Source organism: Spirosoma koreense, assembly GCF_054777875.1.
In genome coordinates this window covers 1,079,157-1,100,444 of the sequence record NZ_BAAHAC010000022.1, presented here as the reverse complement: position 1 = coordinate 1,100,444, position 21,288 = coordinate 1,079,157, and the positions used below count along the sequence as shown (strand labels likewise).

Here is a 21,288-nt window from a genome sequence, read left to right as displayed (position 1 = left end):
TTTCAGCCCGCAAACCCAGACCCTGGTCTGCGCCGGCGGTGCCATTCCCCAAGAAGAACGTACAGAGCCCTCATTTATGTCTATGGACATGCTGTCAACCGATCAACTCTATCATAAATTTCAGGAATGCACGGGCGTATCGACCGATACCCGCCGAATTACCCCTGAGTGTCTGTTCGTTGCGCTCAAAGGAGCCAGTTTCGACGGTAACGAGTTTGCTACGCAGGCACTCGCGTCGGGGGCCCGCTACGCCCTCGTCGACGACCCGGCCGTAGCCGAAACCGACCCGCGCTGCCTGCTCGTCCCCGACAGCCTGACGGCCTTGCAGGACCTGGCCCGGCATCACCGGCAAACACTGACGTTTCCGGTTATCGGCCTGACGGGCTCGAACGGCAAAACCACCACCAAAGAGTTGGTCGCTGCGGTGCTGTCCAAAAACTACCGGACATACGCAACCGTGGGTAACCTCAACAACCACATTGGCGTACCGCTGACGGTGCTGTCACTCAACGAACAGCACGAAATGGCAGTCGTCGAAATGGGGGCCAATCATCAGAAAGAGATCGAGCTGCTGTGCTCCATCGCCCAGCCCACCCACGGCCTCATCACGAACGTAGGCAAGGCGCATCTGGAAGGCTTCGGCGGCATCGAAGGCGTCCGGAAAGGAAAAGGAGAATTATACGATTACCTGGCGCAGCACGGTCGAACGGTGTTCATCAACTCGCGCGACAAAGTTTTGACGGCCATGTACCGCGAGCGCCTGAAATCGATCCGGTCGGAAACCACGTTTGCCGAGGCTATTTTTTACCCCGGCGATCCCGTCGAACTGCTGCAGGAATCGCCGGTTGTCGTGTATCGGAATACGGCCGGTCAGGAAGTAACGACGCATCTGCCCGGCCGCTACAATTTCGAGAATATGACCGCGGCCCTGGCGATCGGCGAGTATTTTGGCGTTTCGCCCGAAGATGCCAACCGGGCCGTCGCCGACTATAACCCGACAAACAACCGCTCGCAGCTGATTACCAAAGGCACGAACACCATTCTGCTCGATGCCTACAATGCCAATCCAAGTTCGATGGCGGCTGCCATTCGTCAGTTTGCGGCTATGCCCGCTCAGCGTAAAGCCGTGATTCTGGGCGACATGTACGAGTTGGGGGAGGAAAGCGAAGCCGAACACACGGCACTGGGAAAGCTGATCGCCGAGGGCCGGTTCGATCTGGTCATTCTGGCGGGAAAAGACATGCATTTCGCACTGGGTGACCTGCCCAAAGCCTACTATTTTCCGGATAAATTTTCGCTACATAACTGGCTGATGGACAATCCCATGACCAACACCTCTATTCTCGTCAAAGGGTCGAGGGGCATGAGTTTAGAATCCGTCGTGCCTTTCATCTGAAACCTTACGAACTGACGCTTATTGGCCTACACTTATGAAATTTAGCTGGAGTATTACCCTGTTGCTCATTAGTTTTCGGTTGCTGGGACAGAACACTCCCGGTGCTTCCACCCCGCCCTACGAAAACGAAATCCGGGCGTTCGAGAAAATGGATAGCGTTTCGCCCCCACCCAAAAATCCGATTGTGTTTACCGGCAGCTCCTCCATTCGGCTGTGGGACAATCTGACGGCGTACTTCCCGAACAAGCCGATCCTTCAGCGTGGCTTCGGGGGTTCGCAGTTGAGCGACGTACTCCGCTATACCGATCGGGTGATCGTCCGGTATCATCCCAAACAGGTAGTTCTCTACGCAGGTGAAAACGACATTGCATCGGGTCACGTGACGGGGCAGCAGACGTACGAGCGCCTGGTGTCCATTTTCGAGCGGGTTCGGAAGCAGCTTCCCAACGTCCTGTTTACGTTTATTTCCATCAAGCCCAGTCCGTCCCGTCGGCAGTATTTTTCGCAGGTCGATATCGCCAACCGGCTGATCAAAGAGTATCTGGCGAAACAAAAAAATACCCAGTTTGTCGACATCCGACCGGTAATGCTGGGTCCCAACGGCCAACCCGTCCCGGAATTATTCAAGCCCGACAGCCTGCACATGCTTCCGGCTGGTTACCAGCGCTGGGCTAAGGTTCTGGGTCCCTATCTGAAGTAACTGTTTTTGTGCTCCATCTTCCAATTTCTTTCCCTAATGAAAAATACGCTGATCTGTCTCGCTATCGCGCTGATTACCATAACCGGCTTGCAGGCACAAACGGCCGACTATGCCATCGTGCCAAAGCCGGTTCATCTGGAGCCGCGCAGTGGCCGCTACACCTTGCCCGCCAAGCCCACCATTGCCGTTCAGTCGACCAACGCTGAAGTCCGGCGGATTGCCCAGATGCTGGCCGATCAATTAGGAAAGTCCACCGGCACAACTCCGACCGTCACGACGGGGAAATCAGCAAAAGGCATCTCGTTTGTGAGTGCCAAAAACGACAAACTCGGCCCGGAAGGTTATACGCTGACGGTTTCGCCGAAGCAGATCGTCATCACGGCCGACCAGCCGCAGGGGTTCTTCTACGGGGTGCAGTCGCTGATGCAGTTGATGCCAGCCGCCGTTTTTAGCCCGACCAAAGTAAGTGGGGTTAGCTGGTCAGTGCCTGCCTGCACCGTCGAAGACCAGCCCCGCTACGGTTATCGCGGATCGATGCTCGACGTCGGTCGGCATTATTATCCGGTAGCATTTATCAAAAAATACATCGACCTGCTGGCGTTGCACAAAATGAACGTATTTCACTGGCACCTGACCGAAGATCAGGGCTGGCGCATCGAAATCAAAAAATACCCGAAACTCACCGAGCAGGCGTCCATCCGCCCCCGAACCATGGTCGGCCATTACCGCGACCGGAAATACAGCGATGTGCCCTACGGCGGTTTCTACACCCAGAACGACGCGCGCGAGGTGGTCAAATACGCGAAGGAGCGGTTCGTCACGGTGATTCCGGAGATCGAAATGCCCGGTCATTCGGTGGCTGTTCTGTCGGTTTATCCGGAGTTGGGCGGCAATCCCGACCGTATGCTGCCGGTAACGGGCACGTGGGGCGTTCACGAACAGGTGCTGTTCCCGCGCGAAGAAACCTTTACGTTTCTGGAAAACGTCCTGACCGAAATCATGGATATATTCCCGAGTCAGTATATCCACATCGGTGGCGACGAATGCCCCAAAATCGAGTGGAAACAAAGCAAGTTCTGCCAGGACCTGATGAAGAAAGAAGGACTGAAAGACGAGCACGAACTGCAGAGCTATTTTATCCGGCGAATCGATAAGTTTATTACCTCCAAAGGTCGGCGGATGGTCGGTTGGGACGAAATTCTGGAGGGTGGGCTGTCGCCGAACGCCACGGTCATGAGCTGGCGCGGGGTAAACGGCGGTATTGCTGCGGCCCGGCAGAATCACGACGTCATTATGTCGCCCACCACGTACTGTTACCTCGATTATTATCAGGCTGATCCGAAAACCCAGCCCGTAGCCATTGGTGGCCTGTTGCCTCTCGAAAAAGTGTACAGCTTCAATCCGTCGGTATCCGACAGCCTGACGGCCGAACAGGCAAAACACGTGCTGGGTGTGCAGGCCAACGTCTGGTCGGAGTACATGCCCACCACGCATTACGTAGAGTACATGACGTATCCACGGATTCTGGCAGTAGCCGAAACGGCCTGGACACCCCGGGACGACAAAAACATCGACGACTTCAAGCAGCGGCTGGAAGCGCACAAAAAACGACTCGATTATCTGAACGTCAATTATTTCGGCGCGCCGATCAACAAAAACTTCGAGTATGTCTGGCCGAAGGAAACGGCACAGAAGTAGCGTAGTCAAATGTATCACGGGTTAAAACCCGTTTTGCTGGCTGAACGTACGGGTTGAAACCCGTGATACATGTCTGCTCATGAAAAAACTGCTTATTTTTTTGCTGGCCTGTTTCGGAACCGTACGGGCGCAACCCATTCGCTTTGCCTTCGTAACGGATACCCACGTGGGCGCTCCCGAAACGGCCATCGAGGATCTGCAGCGAACCGTCGATGACATCAACTCTTTGCCCAATATCGATTTCGTCGTGTTTACGGGCGACGTAACCGACTACGGAGCCGACCGGGAATTTGCCGAAGCGAAACGAGTCCTGGATGGCCTAACCCGGAAGTGGTACATTTTTCCGGGTAATCACGACACCAAATGGTCGGAAAACGGCTGTAACAGTTTCAGAAAAGTGTTTGGGGCTGAACGGTTTGCATTCGATTTCGGCAAATACCGCTTTATCGGTTGCGGAAGCGGGCCCAACATGCGCATGTCGCCGGGTCTGGTGGCCCGCGAAGATGTGCTCTGGTTGCGGTCGGAGGTCGACAAGCTCAAAAATTCCGACAAGCCGGTCATTTTCATGAACCACTACCCGCTCGACAATTCCCTGTCGAACTGGTATCTGCTTATCGACGAGCTAAAAAAAACCAATGTACAGGCGGCCTTATGCGGACACGGCCACGCCAACCAGAAACTGGATTTCGAAGGGATTCCGGGAACAATGGGCCGCTCAAACCTACGGGCCAAAGACGCGGTTGGGGGCTATAATGTGGTTACGATTCAGAACGATACCATGTCGTTTGCCGTTCGAACGCCCGCCGTCGGTCAGCAACCCGGTCAGACAGCCGCTCCCTGGCGGACCATCTTCCTGACCAATCATCAATTCAGTCGGGACAAAAACCCGTATCCTCGTCCATCGTATCAGCTCAACGACCAGTACAAAACCGTGGTGGCGGCCTGGGAAAAGCAGGACAGCAGTGACATCGGGGCGGGAATCGTTGCCGACAAAGCGATCTGTATTTACCCTAATACGGCGGGTCAGGTAGTAGCGCTTTCGCTGACGGACGGCTCTGTGAAATGGCGGTTTCCTACCGGCGGCAAAGTGTATTCGACCCCGGCGCTGCACAAAAAACGAGTGGTGGTAGCTTCGACCGATGGCACTATTTACTGCCTCGACAAACGAAACGGGCAACTCCTCTGGAAGCATGACACCGGCAAACCCATTGTGGCGTGCCCGCTCATCAGCGATAATACCGTTTACATCGGTAGCTCCGAAGGTAAATTCCGGGCATTATCCCTCAACGATGGGGCGGTTCGGTGGACCTTTGCGAACGTCAACGGGTTTGTCGAATCGGTGCCGGTAGCCGATCGGCAAACCGTGTATTTCGGGTCGTGGGGGTCTACATTCTACGCACTGAACCGAAAAACCGGGCAACCCGTCTGGACGTGGACGAATGAAAAAATTCGTAATTTCTCACCGGCAGCCTGCACGCCCGTGTTGACCGCCGGTCGTATCTTCCTGCAAACGCCTGACCGAACGGTAACCGCGCTGGCGGCAAAGACCGGAAAAGAACTCTGGAAATCGAACCAGCACAAAGGATTCGAAGCCAGCGGTTTATCGCAGGATGGTTCGTTGTTCTACGTCAAGTGCATGAGCGACAGCGTGTGGGCATTTTCGACCCGCTCCGATACCCCACAAGCCGAGTGGTTCGTCAATTGCCACTACGGGGCCGAAATCAGCCCCTCGCCCATCGTCGAGCGGTCCGGAACGATCTTTGTTCCAACCGACGAAGGAGTGCTTTACGCCATCGATCGCCGGACGCATCAGCTCAGTTGGGCGCATAAACTGTCGAATGCTATGGTCAATCGGGTGTTTCCGCTCAGCAACCGGGATATACTTATCTCGACCATGGATGGTAAAGTGGCTCGCCTGCGGCAAGAAACCAGGTAAGCCTGTTTGGGTGCGTAAAGTACACGAGAGCAATAGGGAATCTGGAAAACAGTCTTTATTTTTGCACTTTCCTAAGAAAGTACCTAGTCATAAATCTCCTTGTTGATTTATAAACTTTCGTTGTATTTCACAAATCATGCAAACATCCACTTACGTACCCTACAAAGTTAAAGATATCGCGCTGGCCGAATGGGGCCGCAAGGAAATCCGGCTTGCCGAAGCAGAAATGCCCGGCCTGATGGCCCTGCGCGCCGAATACGGTCCGTCGAAACCACTGCAGGGTGCCCGCATTGCCGGTTGCCTGCACATGACCATCCAAACGGCCGTTCTGATCGAAACCCTGGTTGAACTGGGTGCATCGGTAACCTGGTCGTCCTGCAACATCTTCTCGACACAGGACCATGCAGCGGCTGCGATTGCGGCTGCCGGTATACCGGTTTACGCCTGGAAGGGTATGAACGAAGAGGAATTCAACTGGTGCATCGAGCAGACGTTGTTCTTCGGCGAAGAGCGTCAGCCGCTCAACATGATCCTCGACGACGGTGGCGACCTGACTAACATGGTGTTCGACGTGTATCCGGAGCTGATTCAGGGCATCAAAGGGCTGTCGGAAGAAACCACGACCGGGGTTCACCGCCTGTACGAGCGAATGAAAAACGGCACGCTGCACTTGCCTTCCATCAACGTAAACGACTCAGTTACAAAGTCGAAATTCGATAACAAATACGGATGCCGCGAGTCGCTGGTGGACGCTATCCGCCGGGCTACCGACCTGATGCTGGCCGGTAAAGTGGCCGTTGTAGCCGGTTATGGCGACGTGGGCAAAGGCTCGGCCGAATCGCTACGGGGCGCAGGTTGCCGCGTACTGGTTACGGAAATCGACCCGATCTGCGCGCTGCAGGCCGCTATGGACGGTTATGAAGTGGTGCCGATGGATGAAGCCGCTACACGAGCTCAGATCTTCGTAACGGCAACGGGCAATATCAGCATCATCAAGGATCGCCACTTCAGAGCGATGAAAGACAAGGCAATTGTCTGCAACATCGGTCACTTCGATAATGAAATCGACATGGCGTGGTTGAACGAAAACTACGGCCATACCAAGAGCCAGATCAAGCCACAGGTAGACATGTACGAGATCGACGGTAAGGAAATCATCATCCTGGCCGAAGGTCGCCTGGTCAACCTCGGTTGCGCCATGGGCCACCCCAGCTTCGTGATGTCGTGTTCGTTCTCGAACCAGACGCTGGCCCAGCTGGAGCTGTGGACCAACGCGGACAAATACGAAAACAAAGTATACGTTCTGCCGAAGAAACTCGACGAAAAAGTGGCGGCTCTGCACCTGGCCCACGTAGGCGCCAGACTGGAGCCGATCGAGCAGGCGCAGGCCGACTACATCGGCGTACCGATCGATGGGCCGTTCAAATCCGAAATGTATCGGTATTAATATTCGAACCGGTCAATTCAATCACAAAAATCCCGGTTCTGACAATGAGCGCGGTTCTGGCAACGGGACCGCGCTTTTTTGCATAAAAAGTGTTAGTATTGACCCAAGGAAGCTACTCTCAACTATGATGTTCCCGTTGAATCCGACCATCCGCCGGGATGACCGTCTGACCGACGACGAGTTTTACGACTTCTGTCAGGCCAATCCATCGCTCCGCATCGAACGCGAAGCCGACGGCCAGATCGTTTTTGAGAAGCCCACCAATACGAAAACAGGATTAAAAAACGCTGATCTTATTGCCGAACTCGTGATCTGGAATCGGCGAAACGGGGGCTGGTGGCCGATTCGAGTGCAGGCTTTACACGGCCCTTCCCGGCTTCGAACTGCGATTAAGTAATTTGCTGTAAAGTCCCTCCTCCCATTCTCTGAAACGCATGTTATGAACCGTCTACTCGCTGTGTTGTTGCTGTCTCCTCTACTCTGCCCGGCGCAGACCATGATCGACACGCTGCACTGGAGTGCCACCCGACGGCTCCGGCTTTCCGACTTTCATGCCCCAGTCCAGCCGGGCCTGGGCGGCTCCGAGTTTCACTACCAGATCGGCTACGAGGTACGGCCCACGTCGCTCTGGAGCCCGCCCGCCATCGAGTCGTTTTGTTTGATGTTCAGAAACTTGTCGTGGGTCTCTGAAACCGCGCGGAACGATCGTACGATTATTTACAATCAGCTCCTGTTCGATCTGGTGGAAGTGCACGCCCGGCAAATGAAAGCCAAGCTTATCGAACTCGAAGTAGATAAATATTTTAAAGATAAAGCCAAGCAGATCGAATACCTGACCAACTCCGAGCTGGGAGCCGAGGTCAACCGGTTCCGAAGCGAAACCGGCGGGGGCGACGATCTGCAGGCGCTCCAACGCTGGCAGCGTCAGGTGGCGAAGCAACTGTACGACACGCCTAATTTAATAACAACCTACCACTCCTCCCGAATAGGCTACGGAGTGTTTCTGGGGGGAGGTGTTGCCTTGCCCACGGGGCCTCTCCATCAACTCATCAATCCGATGTTTGGCGTGGGAATTGGTCTGGAGGTAACTTACCGACGAACCCTGCTACTGGTACAACCGACGCTGTTCGGCGGTAAGATCCGGTCTAATTTTTCCTTTCAGAACCAGCTCTGGGAAACCGGAACGCCCATTAGTCCGGTGTTGGGCGAAGTGGCCCTGGGCCATATTCTACAGCCTAACGCCCGCACCCGGGTCATTCCGTACATTGGTTACCGCTATTTTGGCATCACCCCGCGCGACCACAACGACGAACGCTACAAGGATTTCCGGTTGAAGAGCCATGCGCCTATGCTGGGGGTCATCGTCGACTTTAAGCTGAAGGATAACCTGCACAAAGCAGACCGTACGGAAGACAGTTTCCTGTTTTTTCGGACTAAAGTGTCTTATAGCCCACTGCTGACTCAGGAACCGTTTTCGGGGGGGCTGATCAACGTACAGGTTGGCCTGAGTTTGTTCGGGCGGCTTCGGAAAGTCAGCTATCAGCCCGACCGCACGGTCATTTCACTGCCCGAAAAGATCATGTAGGGGCGCTTCCTGAACGTTTACTGGTTGAAATATCCCTTCTCTTTTGCCTTTACTTCCGAAATAGTTTTCGCCGAATGGGCGCATATTTGGCGGAATAGCGTTATTTTGGGGTGATCAGCCTGTACTTCGACCCATGATGGATTCGCGACGCGATTTTCTCAAAAAAGCGGCTCTTTTATCCGCTAGCCTACCTGGTGTTCTTCCCGATTCGATTCAAAAAGCATTCGCCATCGATCCGCAACCGGGCACAACTTACCTGGACGCTGAGCACGTTGTGATTCTGATGCAGGAGAATCGCTCCTTCGACCACACCTTTGGCGCGCTGCAGGGAGTTCGGGGTTTCAGCGATCCACGCGCCATTACGCTGCCTAATAAAAATAAAGTCTGGTTACAGACCAACGCGGCCAACGAAACCTATGCGCCCTTCCGGCTGAATATTAAAGATACCAAAGCGACCTGGATGAGTTCGCTGCCGCATTCGTGGGAAAATCAGGTCGATGCGCGCAACGGCGGCAAATATGATAAGTGGCTGGAATCCAAGAAGTCAGGTCATAAAGAATATGCTGATATGCCGCTGACGCTGGGCTATTACGACCGGGAAGATATTCCGTTTTATTACGCCCTGGCCGATGCCTTTACCGTCTGCGATCAGAATTTCTGCTCGTCGCTGACCGGTACAACACCTAACCGGCTGTTTTTCTGGACAGGCACCCTTCGCGATCCGCGCGATCCGAATGCCATGGCCAACGTCCGCAACGAAAATGTAGACTATGACGCCGAAGTCAGTTGGACGACCTTTCCCGAACGTCTGGAAGAACACGGCATTCCCTGGAAAATTTATCAGAACGAAATCAATATTTCGACGGGGCTGTCGGGCGAAGCCGAAGGCTGGTTAGCCAATTTCAGCGACAACCCGATCGAGTGGTTTTCGCAGTACCGGGTTCGGTTTCATCCGGCCTATTACCGCTTCATTCAGGCCGAAGAAAAAGCCATTCCTGAACGCTTACAAACCCTGGAAACCAAGCTTAAAAGCCTGTCGGAGAGCGATAAGGACTACGTTCCGACCAAACGCGCCCTAGCTTATCAGCAGAAGTGGCAGAAGCAGGTGCAATCGGATCTGGTGAACTACACGCCCGAAAAATTTAAGCAGCTTTCTCCGAAAGAGCGGGCAATTCACCAGAAAGCCTTTGCCACGAACGTTGCCGATCCGGACTATCATGCACTGACCGAATTGACGTACCGCGACGGTACCAGCGAGCGGAAGGTCAGCGTACCGAAAGGCGACGTGCTGCACCAGTTCCGTGAGGATGTGAAAAACCGGACACTGCCGACGGTTTCCTGGATCGTAGCCCCCGAGAATTTTTCCGATCACCCGTCGGCCCCCTGGTATGGGTCCTGGTATCTGTCCGAGATCATGGACACGCTGACGCAGAACCCGGAAGTCTGGAAAAAAACCATTTTTATTCTGGCCTACGACGAGAACGACGGCTATTTCGACCATGTACCGCCGTTTGTACCGGCGCACCCCGACCGGCCCGAAACCGGCCTGACCAGCAAAAGCATCGACACCCGCCCGGAATTTGTGACGCAGGCGCAGGAAGACAAGCGCCCCAACAAAGGCCGTACCGGTCCGATTGGCCTCGGTTATCGCGTCCCGCTGGTTATTGCCTCACCCTGGAGCCGGGGTGGGTATGTTTGCTCCGAAGTGTTCGACCATACGTCGACGCTTCAGTTTCTGGAGAATTTCCTGAGCCACAAAACCGGAAAAAAAATCGAGGAATCGAACATCGGGGCCTGGCGTCGGAGTATTTGTGGTGATCTGTCGTCGGCGTTCCGGCCGTACCGGGGAGAAAATATCAAACTACCCGCGTTTGTGGCCAAAGAGCCATTCATCGAAAGCATCCACAAAGCGCAGTTCAAGAACGTCCCCACGAACTACAAGCCATTGACGGCCGACGAAATCCGTCAGGCCAACCTAAGCCCAGTTACGTCGCCCTACCTGCCCCGTCAGGAAAAAGGCATCCGGCCGTCCTGTGCGTTACCGTATGACCTACACGCCGATGGGCATATGATGGCCAACCACCAGTTTTCGCTCACCCTGGCGGCTCAGAATAAAGTTTTTGGCAAGCAGGCGCTCGGCGCTCCTTTTCAGGTGTATCAATACCTGCCTAACGACGTAGCGATCCGGTCGTATACCGTAATGGCCGGCGATGAACTGCGGGATACCTGGCCCGTTCAGGCGCCTTTCCATGTGTGCATACACGGTCCAAATGGTTTTTTTCGCGAATGTAAAGGAGGCCATACCGTGCCTGCCGTGCTGGTTTTCTGTGGCTATGAGCAGGATGCAAAAAAGCAGTATACGGGGAATGTGCTGGTCAAACTAACGAATACGGACCCCAAACGCACCTATTCCGTTCAGCTTACGGACAATGCATACCACGCTAAACCACAGTCGAGGCTGTTGGAAAAAGCCGGTACCAAAGGTGCCCAGACCACCCTGATTCTGAACCTTGCCAATAGCCATAACTGGTATGACTTCAGCGTGAAAGTGGCTGACTTCGCAGAGTACGAGCAACGCTACGCCGGTCGCGTCGAAACGGGAAAAGCCAGTTTCAGCGATCCAGTACTGGGCGAAGGTTTTGTGGCTAAGGTCGAACGCGAGAGTGCCCGAAAGAGTGACTAGCCCACCCAGACCATGAACCAACCCCCACAGACGCTCAAAAAAGCACTCAGACCCGTCCACCTCTGGGCCATCGGCGTCGGCCTGGTCATCTCCGGCGAGTATTTCGGCTGGAACTACGGCTGGGGTGTCGCCGGAACCGTTGGCCTGCTGATCGCTACACTGCTCATTACGCTGCTGTATTTTACCTTTATATTCAGTTTTACGGAGCTTACCACGGCGATCCCGAACGCAGGTGGTCCGTTTGCGTATGCGTTGCACGCTTTCGGCCCGATGGGCGCGCTGGTAGCGGGCTATGCGACCCTTATCGAGTTTCTGTTCGCGACACCAGCCATTGCCCGGGCACTGGGCAGCTATCTTCATTTTCTGTACCCGTCCGTGCCGGTTCTGCTGGCGTCGGTCAGTTCGTACGTGCTGTTCACGATCATCAATCTGTTGGGTATCAAAGAAGCGGCCTGGTTTTCGCTGATCATGACCTTGCTGGCCATTGCCGAACTGCTGCTGTTTATTGGTGTCGTAGCGCCCGATTTCAAACTAGCCAATTTCATGCATAACCCCATGCCGTTTGGCTGGGCGGGCGTCTTTGCCGCGCTGCCCTTTGCCATTTGGCTCTACGTGTGTCTGGAAGGTGTAGCGATGGTGGCCGAAGAAGTCAAAAACGAGAAAAACGCCATTGCCAAAGGGTATATTTCGGCTTTACTGACCCTAACGATTCTGGCCCTGGCGGTTATGGTCTGCGTAGGTGGCATTGCCGAATGGGAAAAACTAGCTCAGCTCGACTACCCGCTTCCGGAGTCGATCGGGCTGGTGCTAGGGCGGGAGAACCCACTGACGAAGTTATTTGCCAGCGTTGGCCTATTCGGCCTGATCGCTTCGTTTCACGGCATCATCATCAGTTACTCGCGGCAGCTATTCGCTCTGGCGCGTAGCGGCTACCTACCCGACGTGCTAGCCAGCGTTAGCCAGACCCGGCAGGTGCCCTACTGGGCTTTGCTGGCAGGAGCGATTTTCGGCATTGCCTCCCTATTGCTCCTGGATACCAATAACCTGGTCATTCTGTCGACCATCGGAGCCGTTGTCGTTTATATCGTCAGCATGCTGGCGCTGTTCCGGCTCCGCCAGCGTCAACCCAATATACTCCGTCCGTTCAAAGCGCCTTTTTACCCGGTATTTCCCTTACTGGCACTCATCCTGGCCGGTATAACCTTAGCCGCAATGATTTATTTTTATAGCGGATTGAGCTTCCTGTTTTTTGGCGGGCTGATCATCGTGGCAGGATTGTTTTACGCATCCGGCCGGTACAGAAAACGCAAACAGGCCTGGCAGACCGATGTACCCCTATCTTAACCGCACCCGGCTTTTCGAGATATGGCATCTGTACGATGTAATGCTTTTGGTGCGTTATTTTTTCGCTTTCACGTATGGCTTACCAATGTACCATCGACGGGTTTACCTATCGCTTCGCTGACCTGAAAGCGCTACTGGCGAAAGCCAGTCCGCTCCGGTCGGGCGATGCGCTGGCGGGCCTGGTGGCCGAAAGTTACGAAGAACGGGTAGCTGCTCAGATGGCGCTGGCCGACCTGCCGTTAATTACGTTTCTGAACGAAGCTGTCATTCCCTACGAAGCCGACGACGTAACCCGCCTGATCATCGACACGCATAACCAGGTGTCCTTTGCGCCTGTCAGCCATTTTACCGTAGGCGACTTACGGGACTGGCTGCTGAGCGACGAAGCCGACACGGCCACACTTCAACAACTGGCTCCGGGACTGACTCCGGAAATGGTAGCAGCCGTCTCGAAATTGATGCGTAATCAGGACCTTATCCTGGTCGCCAAAAAGTGCGAAGTCGTTACGCGGTTCCGCAATACAGTGGGGTTGCGTGGCCATTTATCCGTCCGGCTCCAGCCCAATCATCCCGTAGACGATGCTCGCGGCATAGCCGCCAGTATTATCGACGGGCTGCTGTATGGCAGTGGGGATGCCATGATCGGCATCAACCCGGCGACGGACAGCCCAGCGGTGACAGCCCGACTGCTGCACATGATCGACGGACTGCGCGAACGGTTTGCCATCCCAACCCAAAGTTGTGTACTGAGCCACATCACCACGACGATCCAGTTGATGAACGAGCAGGTTCCGGTGGATCTGGTTTTTCAGTCTATTGCCGGTACGGAGCGAGCCAACGCGAGTTTTGGCGTTACGCTCACGATGCTGCAGGAAGCGTATGAAGCCGGATTATCCCTGAAACGTGGGACGCTGGGTAATAACCTGATGTATTTCGAAACGGGCCAGGGCAGCGCCTTATCCTCCGGTGCGAACTACAACGTCGATCAGCAGACCTGCGAAGCGCGGGCCTATGCCGTGGCCCGTCACTACCACCCGTTTTTAGTCAATTCTGTCGTTGGATTCATTGGTCCGGAGTATCTGTTCGATGGCAAGCAGATTATCCGGGCGGGTCTGGAAGATCACTTTTGCGGGAAGTTGCTGGGCCTCCCGATGGGCATGGATATTTGTTACACCAACCACGCGCAGGCCGATCAGGATGATATGGATACGCTGCTGACCCTGCTGGGCGTAGCCGGCATCAACTTCATTATGGGCGTTCCGGGGGCCGACGATATTATGCTGAACTACCAGTCGACCTCATTTCACGACGCGCTCTACCTGCGCCGGGTGCTGGGTCTGCATCCTGCTCCAGAATTTGAAAGCTGGCTGCTGCACCAGCGCATCATGGATGTTCAGGGAAACCGATTATCCGATGGACTTCAGCATCAACTATACACCGCTCTGCTTATGGGATAGGGCATGGGGGTAAGGGTAAAGGGTGTCCTCACTCAGTCCCAGACCCTCCTGCTATGCCCTACGCCCTTACCCCTATGCCCTACCCCAAGAAAACTACCGCCAAACCCGACGAATGGGAACCCCTCAAAGCGTACACCAGCGCCCGCATTGCGCTGGGCCGAACCGGCGTATCTGTTCCGACTGGGGAGTCGCTTCGGTTCAAGCTGGCGCATGCCCATGCCAAAGATGCCGTTTACTCGATGCTGGATCTGACTGAGCTACAGGCGGGTTTGGTCGATACCGGTTTGCCCGTTTACAACATCCGGAGCCAGGCCTCCAATCGGGACACCTACCTACAGCGCCCGGATTTGGGTCGTTTACTGAGTCCTGAATCTAAAGAGCAACTCGGTAAGTTGAATGATTCGCCGGCCGATATCAGTCTGATCATTGCCGATGGCCTTTCGGGGAAAGCGATTATGCAAAATGCCATTCCTGTCGTTTCCCTACTGGTGAAGCAGGTTCGGCAAGCGGGTTATTCGCTGGCACCGATTCTGCTGGTCGAACAGGGCCGGGTAGCCATTATGGATGCCATTGGCGGGCTGATACGCCCTCGACTGGCCATCATTCTGATTGGCGAACGACCGGGACTCAGTTCATTCGACAGCATGGGCGCTTATGTCACCTATGCCCCACAACCCGGCCTGACCGACGAACGCAGGAACTGCATCTCCAACATCCGCGAACAGGGTTTATCGCCAGTTATGGCCGTCCATAAACTGATGTACCTGATCGACACGGCTTTTCGGTTACAGATCACCGGCGTAGCGCTGAAGGATAATAATGGGCTATTAGGCTAATACGCCAAAGCAGGCTACGGTTTGTTCGGGCATCGTCGAAGCCGTGGGCACGCTTTGGCGTGAAACGCCCGGAATTAGACGCTTTCTAACACTTTGTTAACGTACGATTGCAAAGAGTTTCCGAACTTGCCGATACGTATGAAAAGACACCTTTTGTGGCTGGTCATTGCCAGCTTCTGGGCTTGCACACCCGGCTATCATCTGACAAACCGAACCGCCAACCGCATCGGCGTAGACTCGGTAGCGGCCTCGGCCGACAGCAGCATGGCGAACTTCCTGAAACCCTACCGCCAGGGAATCGACCGGACAATGAATGAAGTACTGGCACAGTCTACCGGTCCGATTGACAAAGGCCTGCCTGATGCGCCCCTCAACGACCTGCTGACCGATGCACTGCTCAAACAGGCTTCTCAACGCTACGGCAAACCCATCGACTGCTCACACCTGAATTATGGGGGTATTCGGGATAACCTGCCTAAGGGTACTATTACCACCGGCTCGATTTTCGGCGTGATGCCGTTTGATAACCAGCTGGTTGTTCTTACGGTCACGGGTACTACACTCCAGCAGTTTCTAAACCACTTTGCCAGCGGACATGGCCTGGTCGTAGGGGGTTTACGCGTTAAACTTCATGACAAACAGGTTCAGTCGGTTACGTTTACCAACGGCCGGACCCTGCAACCCAACGAAACCTATACCGTTGCGTTGAGCGATTACATCGCCAACGGGGGCGACAGCGCGGATTTTCTGCAAAAGGCCCTTAAGCGAGAAAATATCAATTACCTTATCCGAGACGCCCTGATCGATTATTTCCGGGACCTGGGCAAAACCGGTCAACCCATTAACCCCACTTCCGATGGACGCATCAGCATCGAATAGACGCCAGTTCCTCAAACTCCTGAGTACAGCCGCCGTAATCGGTTCAGTGGCACCGAATGCTCTGGCTAATGTCGGGTTGCAACGAAAAGCCACGTCGCTCACCATTCTACATACCAACGACGTTCATAGCCGGCTGGACCCGTTCCCGATGGATGGGAGCCGCAATGCGGGCAAAGGGGGGGTAGCGCGCCGGGCAACGCTCATCCGGAAAATCCGGCAGGAACAGCCCAATGTGCTGTTGTTCGATGCAGGAGACATTTTTCAGGGAACGCCCTACTTCAATCTCTACAAAGGAGAACCCGAAATTCTGGCGATGAACAAATTGGGTTACGACGCCGGAACGATTGGGAATCACGATTTCGATGGGGGTATCGATAACATGGTCACGCAGTTCGGCAAAGCCAGTTTCCCATTGCTGATTGCCAACTACGACTTTAAGAATACGGTCATGGACGGCCGGACGATGCCTTACAAGGTGTTCGACAAAGACGGGATTCGGCTGGGTGTTTTTGGCCTGGGCATCAAACCCGAAGGACTCATTCCGAAGGATGCCTACAAGGAAACCAAATACCTCGATCCAGTTGAACTGGGCAACGATACGGCAGCCAGACTCCGCAGCGAAAAACAATGCGATTACGTCATATGCCTGTCGCACCTGGGCTTTAAATACAATGAACCGACGGTTTCCGACAACGTGCTGGCCACCAAAACCCGAAACATCGACCTGATCATCGGTGGTCATACGCACACGTTTCTGGATGCGCCCGTAGCGGTCAATAATCTCGACGGGCAACCGGTCTGGATCAACCAGGTTGGTTTTGCAGGCATCAATCTAGGCCGAATCGACCTAACGTTTGAGCGGGGCAAAGCGGTAAGCAGCACCGGAAAATCGGTTGAAGTAAAATAGTTTTGGCATTGACAATCACCCTACTTTACAGTTGATAGCCCACTTCATCCAGGTCAATTTCGTCGACGGGCTCTTTGTTGGTCAGCACCACAAGAGCCAGCAACGTCCAGACCGTAGCCGTATAGGCGTTGGATATCAGAAAACCATAATCCGTCAGCGTAAACGATACCAGTATGGTCAAAGGGAGCCATAATCCGCAGAGAAAAGGCACGTATCGTTGCCAGCCGGTTAACTTTCTGGCCCGTATCACCGCTACGCCCACACCCAGCATCACGACATTGCTAATGGGCCAGAACGAATCCAGGATGTAATACAGGGTGGTGTTGTGGTTAGGCAGAATGATCTCGTACACATTCCAGGTATCGGCCAGCATGAGTGAGCCAATACTGAGTAGGGTAATGATACGCCCGAACCGATCGTGGCCCATTGCACCCATCCGACGCAGGGCCAGGAGGCTGCAGAGCCAGCCGGAAATATACAGCAGATCGAAAAAACCACTGAGCGAGTCCGTATTATAAACGTGCGCACTTGGATCGGGCACATGCAGGTAGGTATTGATGCACAGAAACGGCGCTCCGATCAGGGCTACCGTTCCGAGTAGTTTGTTGGTTATGCGTGCCATTGAACGAGAAAAAGAGGAGGATAGACGGTTCGTTTAGCAACCTTGGGCGTGCTGATGGTAGCCCGCCCTATACTGAAACAAAGTAAGGACGTTTAAACGGGTGCTTCAATTAGGGACCTGCTCAGTTGTCGAACTCCATGATTTAGCTGTAGAAGAGCCTGTGTGAATCGTAGAAGTGAGCTGTAACTGTTATATTTGCAGTATCAACGAGCAACCGAGTGAAGGTGCGGAAGTTCCCGGAACCGACACCACGCTTTTCGCTCGCTCACACTTTCGCTTTTTCCTATGAAATTTGGCGTTGTTGTTTTTCCCGGTTCGAACTGCGATCAGGACGCTGTCGATACCCTCCAGTTGATGGATCAGGAAGTCGTTAAGCTCTGGCACAAAGACCATGACCTGCAGGGGTGCGACTTTATCATTCTGCCCGGCGGTTTTTCCTACGGCGACTACCTGCGGACGGGCGCTGTGGCGCGGTTTTCGCCGATTATGAATGAAGTGATTGCCCATGCCAACCGGGGTGGTTACCTAATGGGTATCTGCAACGGTTTCCAAATTCTGGCCGAAGCCCGGTTAGTGCCGGGCGTGCTGCTCCAGAACAGCAGCCAGAAATATGTTTGCAAAAATATTTACCTGAAACCCGAATCGACAGACGCGCTATTGACGGCAGGGCTGGATAAAGCTGCGTATAAAATTCCGGTGGCCCACGGCGATGGCCGGTATTTTGCCGATGCCGATACGCTCAAGGCCCTGAACGACAACGATCAGGTGCTGTTCCGCTACTGCGACGAGACGGGAGCGGTGACCGAAGCCGCCAACATAAACGGCAGCCTGGAAAATATTGCTGGTGTAGCCAATAAAGCCAAGAACGTCTTCGGCATGATGCCGCACCCCGAGCGGGCTTCGGACCCGGTTCTGGGCAACACCGACGGGCGGCTGATCCTGGAGCAATTGCTCAAAGTCGTGCTGGTCTGACGATTTTCACCACAGCTTAGTACACATCAAAAAGTCCTGTCTTCGGCGGGACTTTTTGGTTTTATGTGATAAATCTATTGCGGAGGATAGCTATTTACCTAATTACCTATCTCATACCTATCTTAGTCATCCTGACCAAAGCAGCTATAGCGCACATAAAAATTTTGATTATCAACCTACTAATCGCTCGTGTGATCCGCTCTGAAAACGAAAAGTCCGAACCTTCTCTTCTTTCCATAGTTAGATAAACAGGAACCAATTTATCAACGTATTATGGAAACGCAGCAACGATTGCAGGGAAAGAAGGTGGCGATTCTGCTCACCGACGGTTTTGAACAGGTTGAAATGACGGAACCCCGGCAGGCCTTACAGGACGCCGGAGCCACGACGCATTTGATTGCTCCAACAGGCGGAGAAGTGAAAGGATGGGATGAAACCGAGTGGGGCGAAACCTTCCCGGTCGATCTGCCGCTGGCGGGTGCCGATCCAAATCAGTACGACGCACTGCTGTTGCCGGGCGGAGTAATGAATCCCGACAAGCTCCGGACCGATCCCAAAGCCGTGCAGTTTGTACGCCATTTTTTTGAAGCCCATAAGCCAGTAGCCGCGATCTGTCACGCGCCGACTTTATTAATCGAAGCGGATGTCGTCAGAGGGCGTAAACTTACCTCCTACCCTTCGATTCAAACCGATCTGAAAAATGCCGGAGCCAATTGGGTCGACGAAGAAGTCGTTACAGACCAGGGGTTGGTTACCAGCCGCAAACCCGACGATATACCCGCTTTCAATCGAAAAATGATCGAGGAGATTCGGGAAGGAAAACACGCCGGACAGCACGCATAGTGTACAGGGCCGACCCAAACGGGTCGGCCTTTTTTTATGCTTTTCGACTGCCTGTTAAACTCCGTAAATAGCCTGGTGATGCTGGAACCGGTAAAACGGCCCTATCTTTGTTGACTCATCGTCAACCTGATTTGTCGTCTATGAAAGTTGCCGGATTCAGCTTCATCCGTAATGCCATCCTGTTCGATTACCCTATCGTGGAGGCCATTACCTCCGTGCTCCCCCTATGCGATGAGTTTGTCGTTGCGGTGGGCGATTCGGACGATGCCACCCTGGAGCTGATCAGAGCCATTCCATCGGAGAAAATTCGGATTGTCCGAACGACCTGGGATACCAACGCGCTGGCCGGCGGACGTGTCCTCGCGCTGGAAACGGATAAAGCGCTGGCGGCTGTCTCATCCGACGCTGACTGGGCCTTTTACATCCAGGGCGATGAGGTATTGCACGAAAAATACATTCCGGTCGTTCGGGAAGCGATGCAGTCATACCTGCCGGACCAAACCGTCGAGGGACTGTTATTCAAATATGTACACTTCTATGGTTCCTACAGCTATGTAGGCGACTCCCGGCGGTGGTATCGGCACGAAATTCGGATAATCCGGAACACCGGGAACGTGGTTTCGTATCGGGATGCGCAGGGGTTTCGTACCCGCGACAACCAGAAGCTGAAAGTGAAGCCTATCGATGCTTATATCTATCATTACGGCTGGGTTAAACCACCCGAAACCCAGCGAAAGCGTCTCCGATACGCGAATCGCTTCTGGAACAGCAACGCAACGATCGAGGAGGCCGACGACAGCGTCGACGTATTCGACTACAGCCAGATCGACTCACTAGACCATTTCAGGGGTACGCACCCCGCCGTCATGCAGCCCCGCGTCGACCGGTTGAACTGGTCCTTTACGTTCGACATAAGCCGGAAGAATTACTCGCCCAGAGTACGGTTTCTGACCTTTATGGAAAAGTTGACCGGCTGGCGTATTGGCGAATATAAGAATTACAGGAAGGTATAAACAGGCCTGTCGTAACACAGGTTTCCACCTACGTTACGACAGACCTGTCGACTATACATCACAAATCAAAACAGCTTCTTTCAGGCTTTTGAGCGGATCGCGCTTCGGAATAAACTCCTGCGCTACGAAACCTTTATAGCCGGTATCGACAATGGCTTTCATGATGGCCGGGTAATAAAGTTCCTGCGTTTCGTCGATTTCGTTCCGCCCCGGATTACCACCTGTGTGGTAGTGACCGATGTATTTGTTATGCTCGCGAATATTCCGGATGATGTCGCCCTCCATGATTTGCATGTGGTAGATGTCATACAACAGTTTGATGTTGTCGGAGCCAACGCGCTTGCACATTTCGGCTCCCCAGGCAGAATGATCGCACATGTAATCTTTATGGTCGACCTTGCTGTTGAGCAGTTCCATGATCATCGTAACGCCGTATTTCTGGGCGCTGGGCATCAGCCGCTTCAGACCGGTAACACAGTTGTTCATGCCTTCTTCGTCGCTCATGCCCCGGCGATTGCCCGAGAAGCAGATCACCTTATCGAAACCCGCTTCTTTGAGTTTCGGGAAAATAGCTTCGTAGCTAGCCACTAGCTCATCGTGCAGTTTCGGATCGTTGAAGCCCTGCGTAATGCCCTTTCCGGCTCCCTGCGGTAATGAGCAGGTCAGACCGTACTTCTTGACCACTTCCCACTGCGGTGGATCGAGCAGATCGATACCGGTGATTCCCATTTCTTTGACCGACTTACAGAAGTCTTCGAGGGGAATTTTACCGTAGCACCATTTACATACCGCATGGTTGATGCGGCCTTTCAGAGCGGGAGCGGTGAGATCGGAGGATGGCATAGCGAGGGCAAGAGAATCGGTCAGGGTTGGCAGCGCAAGGGCGGTACCGGTTAGGGTTTTCAGGGCCGTTCGGCGTATCATATTTTATGTGATCATTTTGTAGAGACGCAATCCTTTGCGTATCCTG

Annotated in this window: 18 protein-coding genes; 16 read left to right on the top strand and 2 right to left on the bottom strand. The window is 54.0% G+C overall.

All coding sequences use genetic code 11. The annotated features are described in order from the left end of the window. The first annotated feature begins 76 nt into the window (after window positions 1-76). The 13 genes from ACYVC2_RS17860 (at window position 77) to ACYVC2_RS17800 (ending at window position 16,868) form a co-directional block, all read left to right on the top strand. The gene (locus tag ACYVC2_RS17860; RefSeq protein WP_461104157.1) at window positions 77-1,396 is read left to right on the top strand and encodes a UDP-N-acetylmuramoyl-tripeptide--D-alanyl-D-alanine ligase; all 1,320 of its coding nucleotides are present in this window, start codon (window positions 77-79) and stop codon (window positions 1,394-1,396) included. A 34-nt stretch (window positions 1,397-1,430) separates the two neighbouring features. Then, the gene (locus tag ACYVC2_RS17855) at window positions 1,431-2,096 is read left to right on the top strand and encodes a GDSL-type esterase/lipase family protein (RefSeq protein WP_461104155.1); all 666 of its coding nucleotides are present in this window, start codon (window positions 1,431-1,433) and stop codon (window positions 2,094-2,096) included. A gap of 36 nt (window positions 2,097-2,132) precedes the next feature. Beyond that, the gene (locus ACYVC2_RS17850) at window positions 2,133-3,794 is read left to right on the top strand and encodes a beta-N-acetylhexosaminidase (protein ID WP_461104153.1); all 1,662 of its coding nucleotides are present in this window, start codon (window positions 2,133-2,135) and stop codon (window positions 3,792-3,794) included. Window positions 3,795-3,873: 79 nt separating this feature from the next. Then, the gene (locus ACYVC2_RS17845; RefSeq protein WP_461104151.1) at window positions 3,874-5,730 is read left to right on the top strand and encodes an outer membrane protein assembly factor BamB family protein; all 1,857 of its coding nucleotides are present in this window, start codon (window positions 3,874-3,876) and stop codon (window positions 5,728-5,730) included. A gap of 136 nt (window positions 5,731-5,866) precedes the next feature. Continuing rightward, window positions 5,867-7,177: an adenosylhomocysteinase gene (gene ahcY, locus ACYVC2_RS17840; RefSeq protein WP_461104149.1), complete on the top strand. Its 1,311-nt coding sequence runs from the start codon at window positions 5,867-5,869 to the stop codon at window positions 7,175-7,177. 124 nt (window positions 7,178-7,301) lie between these two features. Further along, the gene (locus ACYVC2_RS17835) at window positions 7,302-7,574 is read left to right on the top strand and encodes a hypothetical protein (RefSeq protein WP_461104147.1); all 273 of its coding nucleotides are present in this window, start codon (window positions 7,302-7,304) and stop codon (window positions 7,572-7,574) included. Between the two features lie 42 nt (window positions 7,575-7,616). After that, a complete protein-coding gene (locus tag ACYVC2_RS17830) occupies window positions 7,617-8,762 on the top strand; it encodes a hypothetical protein (RefSeq protein WP_461104145.1) in 1,146 nt (381 codons plus the stop codon). Window positions 8,763-8,898: 136 nt separating this feature from the next. Next, the gene (locus ACYVC2_RS17825) at window positions 8,899-11,445 is read left to right on the top strand and encodes a phosphocholine-specific phospholipase C (protein ID WP_461107180.1); all 2,547 of its coding nucleotides are present in this window, start codon (window positions 8,899-8,901) and stop codon (window positions 11,443-11,445) included. 12 nt (window positions 11,446-11,457) lie between these two features. Continuing rightward, window positions 11,458-12,789: an ethanolamine permease gene (eat, locus tag ACYVC2_RS17820; protein ID WP_461104143.1), complete on the top strand. Its 1,332-nt coding sequence runs from the start codon at window positions 11,458-11,460 to the stop codon at window positions 12,787-12,789. 74 nt (window positions 12,790-12,863) lie between these two features. Then, on the top strand, window positions 12,864-14,246 hold the full coding sequence (locus tag ACYVC2_RS17815; protein ID WP_461104141.1) for an ethanolamine ammonia-lyase subunit EutB: 1,383 nt from the start codon (window positions 12,864-12,866) through the stop codon (window positions 14,244-14,246). Between the two features lie 53 nt (window positions 14,247-14,299). After that, on the top strand, window positions 14,300-15,082 hold the full coding sequence (gene eutC, locus ACYVC2_RS17810) for an ethanolamine ammonia-lyase subunit EutC (protein WP_461104139.1): 783 nt from the start codon (window positions 14,300-14,302) through the stop codon (window positions 15,080-15,082). A 138-nt stretch (window positions 15,083-15,220) separates the two neighbouring features. Further along, the gene (locus ACYVC2_RS17805; protein WP_461104137.1) at window positions 15,221-15,961 is read left to right on the top strand and encodes a 5'-nucleotidase C-terminal domain-containing protein; all 741 of its coding nucleotides are present in this window, start codon (window positions 15,221-15,223) and stop codon (window positions 15,959-15,961) included. Next, window positions 15,939-16,868, top strand: a complete 930-nt coding sequence (locus ACYVC2_RS17800) for a bifunctional metallophosphatase/5'-nucleotidase (RefSeq protein ID WP_461104135.1) — start codon at window positions 15,939-15,941, stop codon at window positions 16,866-16,868. The genes ACYVC2_RS17805 and ACYVC2_RS17800 overlap by 23 nt, the downstream gene beginning before the upstream one ends. Before the next feature lie 25 nt (window positions 16,869-16,893). On the opposite strand, the gene ACYVC2_RS17795 is transcribed toward ACYVC2_RS17800, so the two are convergent. Beyond that, entirely contained in the window at window positions 16,894-17,490 is a 597-nt protein-coding gene (locus tag ACYVC2_RS17795; RefSeq protein ID WP_461104133.1) for a hypothetical protein, read from the bottom strand. Window positions 17,491-17,775: 285 nt separating this feature from the next. Between ACYVC2_RS17795 and purQ the strand changes: the two genes are divergently transcribed. From purQ to ACYVC2_RS17780, 3 genes are all read left to right on the top strand, one after another. Next, entirely contained in the window at window positions 17,776-18,462 is a 687-nt protein-coding gene (gene purQ / locus ACYVC2_RS17790) for a phosphoribosylformylglycinamidine synthase subunit PurQ (RefSeq protein WP_461104131.1), read from the top strand. A 273-nt stretch (window positions 18,463-18,735) separates the two neighbouring features. After that, window positions 18,736-19,305: a type 1 glutamine amidotransferase domain-containing protein gene (locus ACYVC2_RS17785; RefSeq protein ID WP_461104129.1), complete on the top strand. Its 570-nt coding sequence runs from the start codon at window positions 18,736-18,738 to the stop codon at window positions 19,303-19,305. A 140-nt stretch (window positions 19,306-19,445) separates the two neighbouring features. Next, entirely contained in the window at window positions 19,446-20,318 is an 873-nt protein-coding gene (locus tag ACYVC2_RS17780) for a glycosyltransferase family protein (protein WP_461104127.1), read from the top strand. Between the two features lie 51 nt (window positions 20,319-20,369). Here the strand turns inward: ACYVC2_RS17780 and ACYVC2_RS17775 are convergent, their stop codons facing one another. Continuing rightward, a complete protein-coding gene (locus tag ACYVC2_RS17775; RefSeq protein WP_461104125.1) occupies window positions 20,370-21,242 on the bottom strand; it encodes a hydroxypyruvate isomerase family protein in 873 nt (290 codons plus the stop codon). Between the last annotated feature and the right edge of the window lie 46 nt (window positions 21,243-21,288).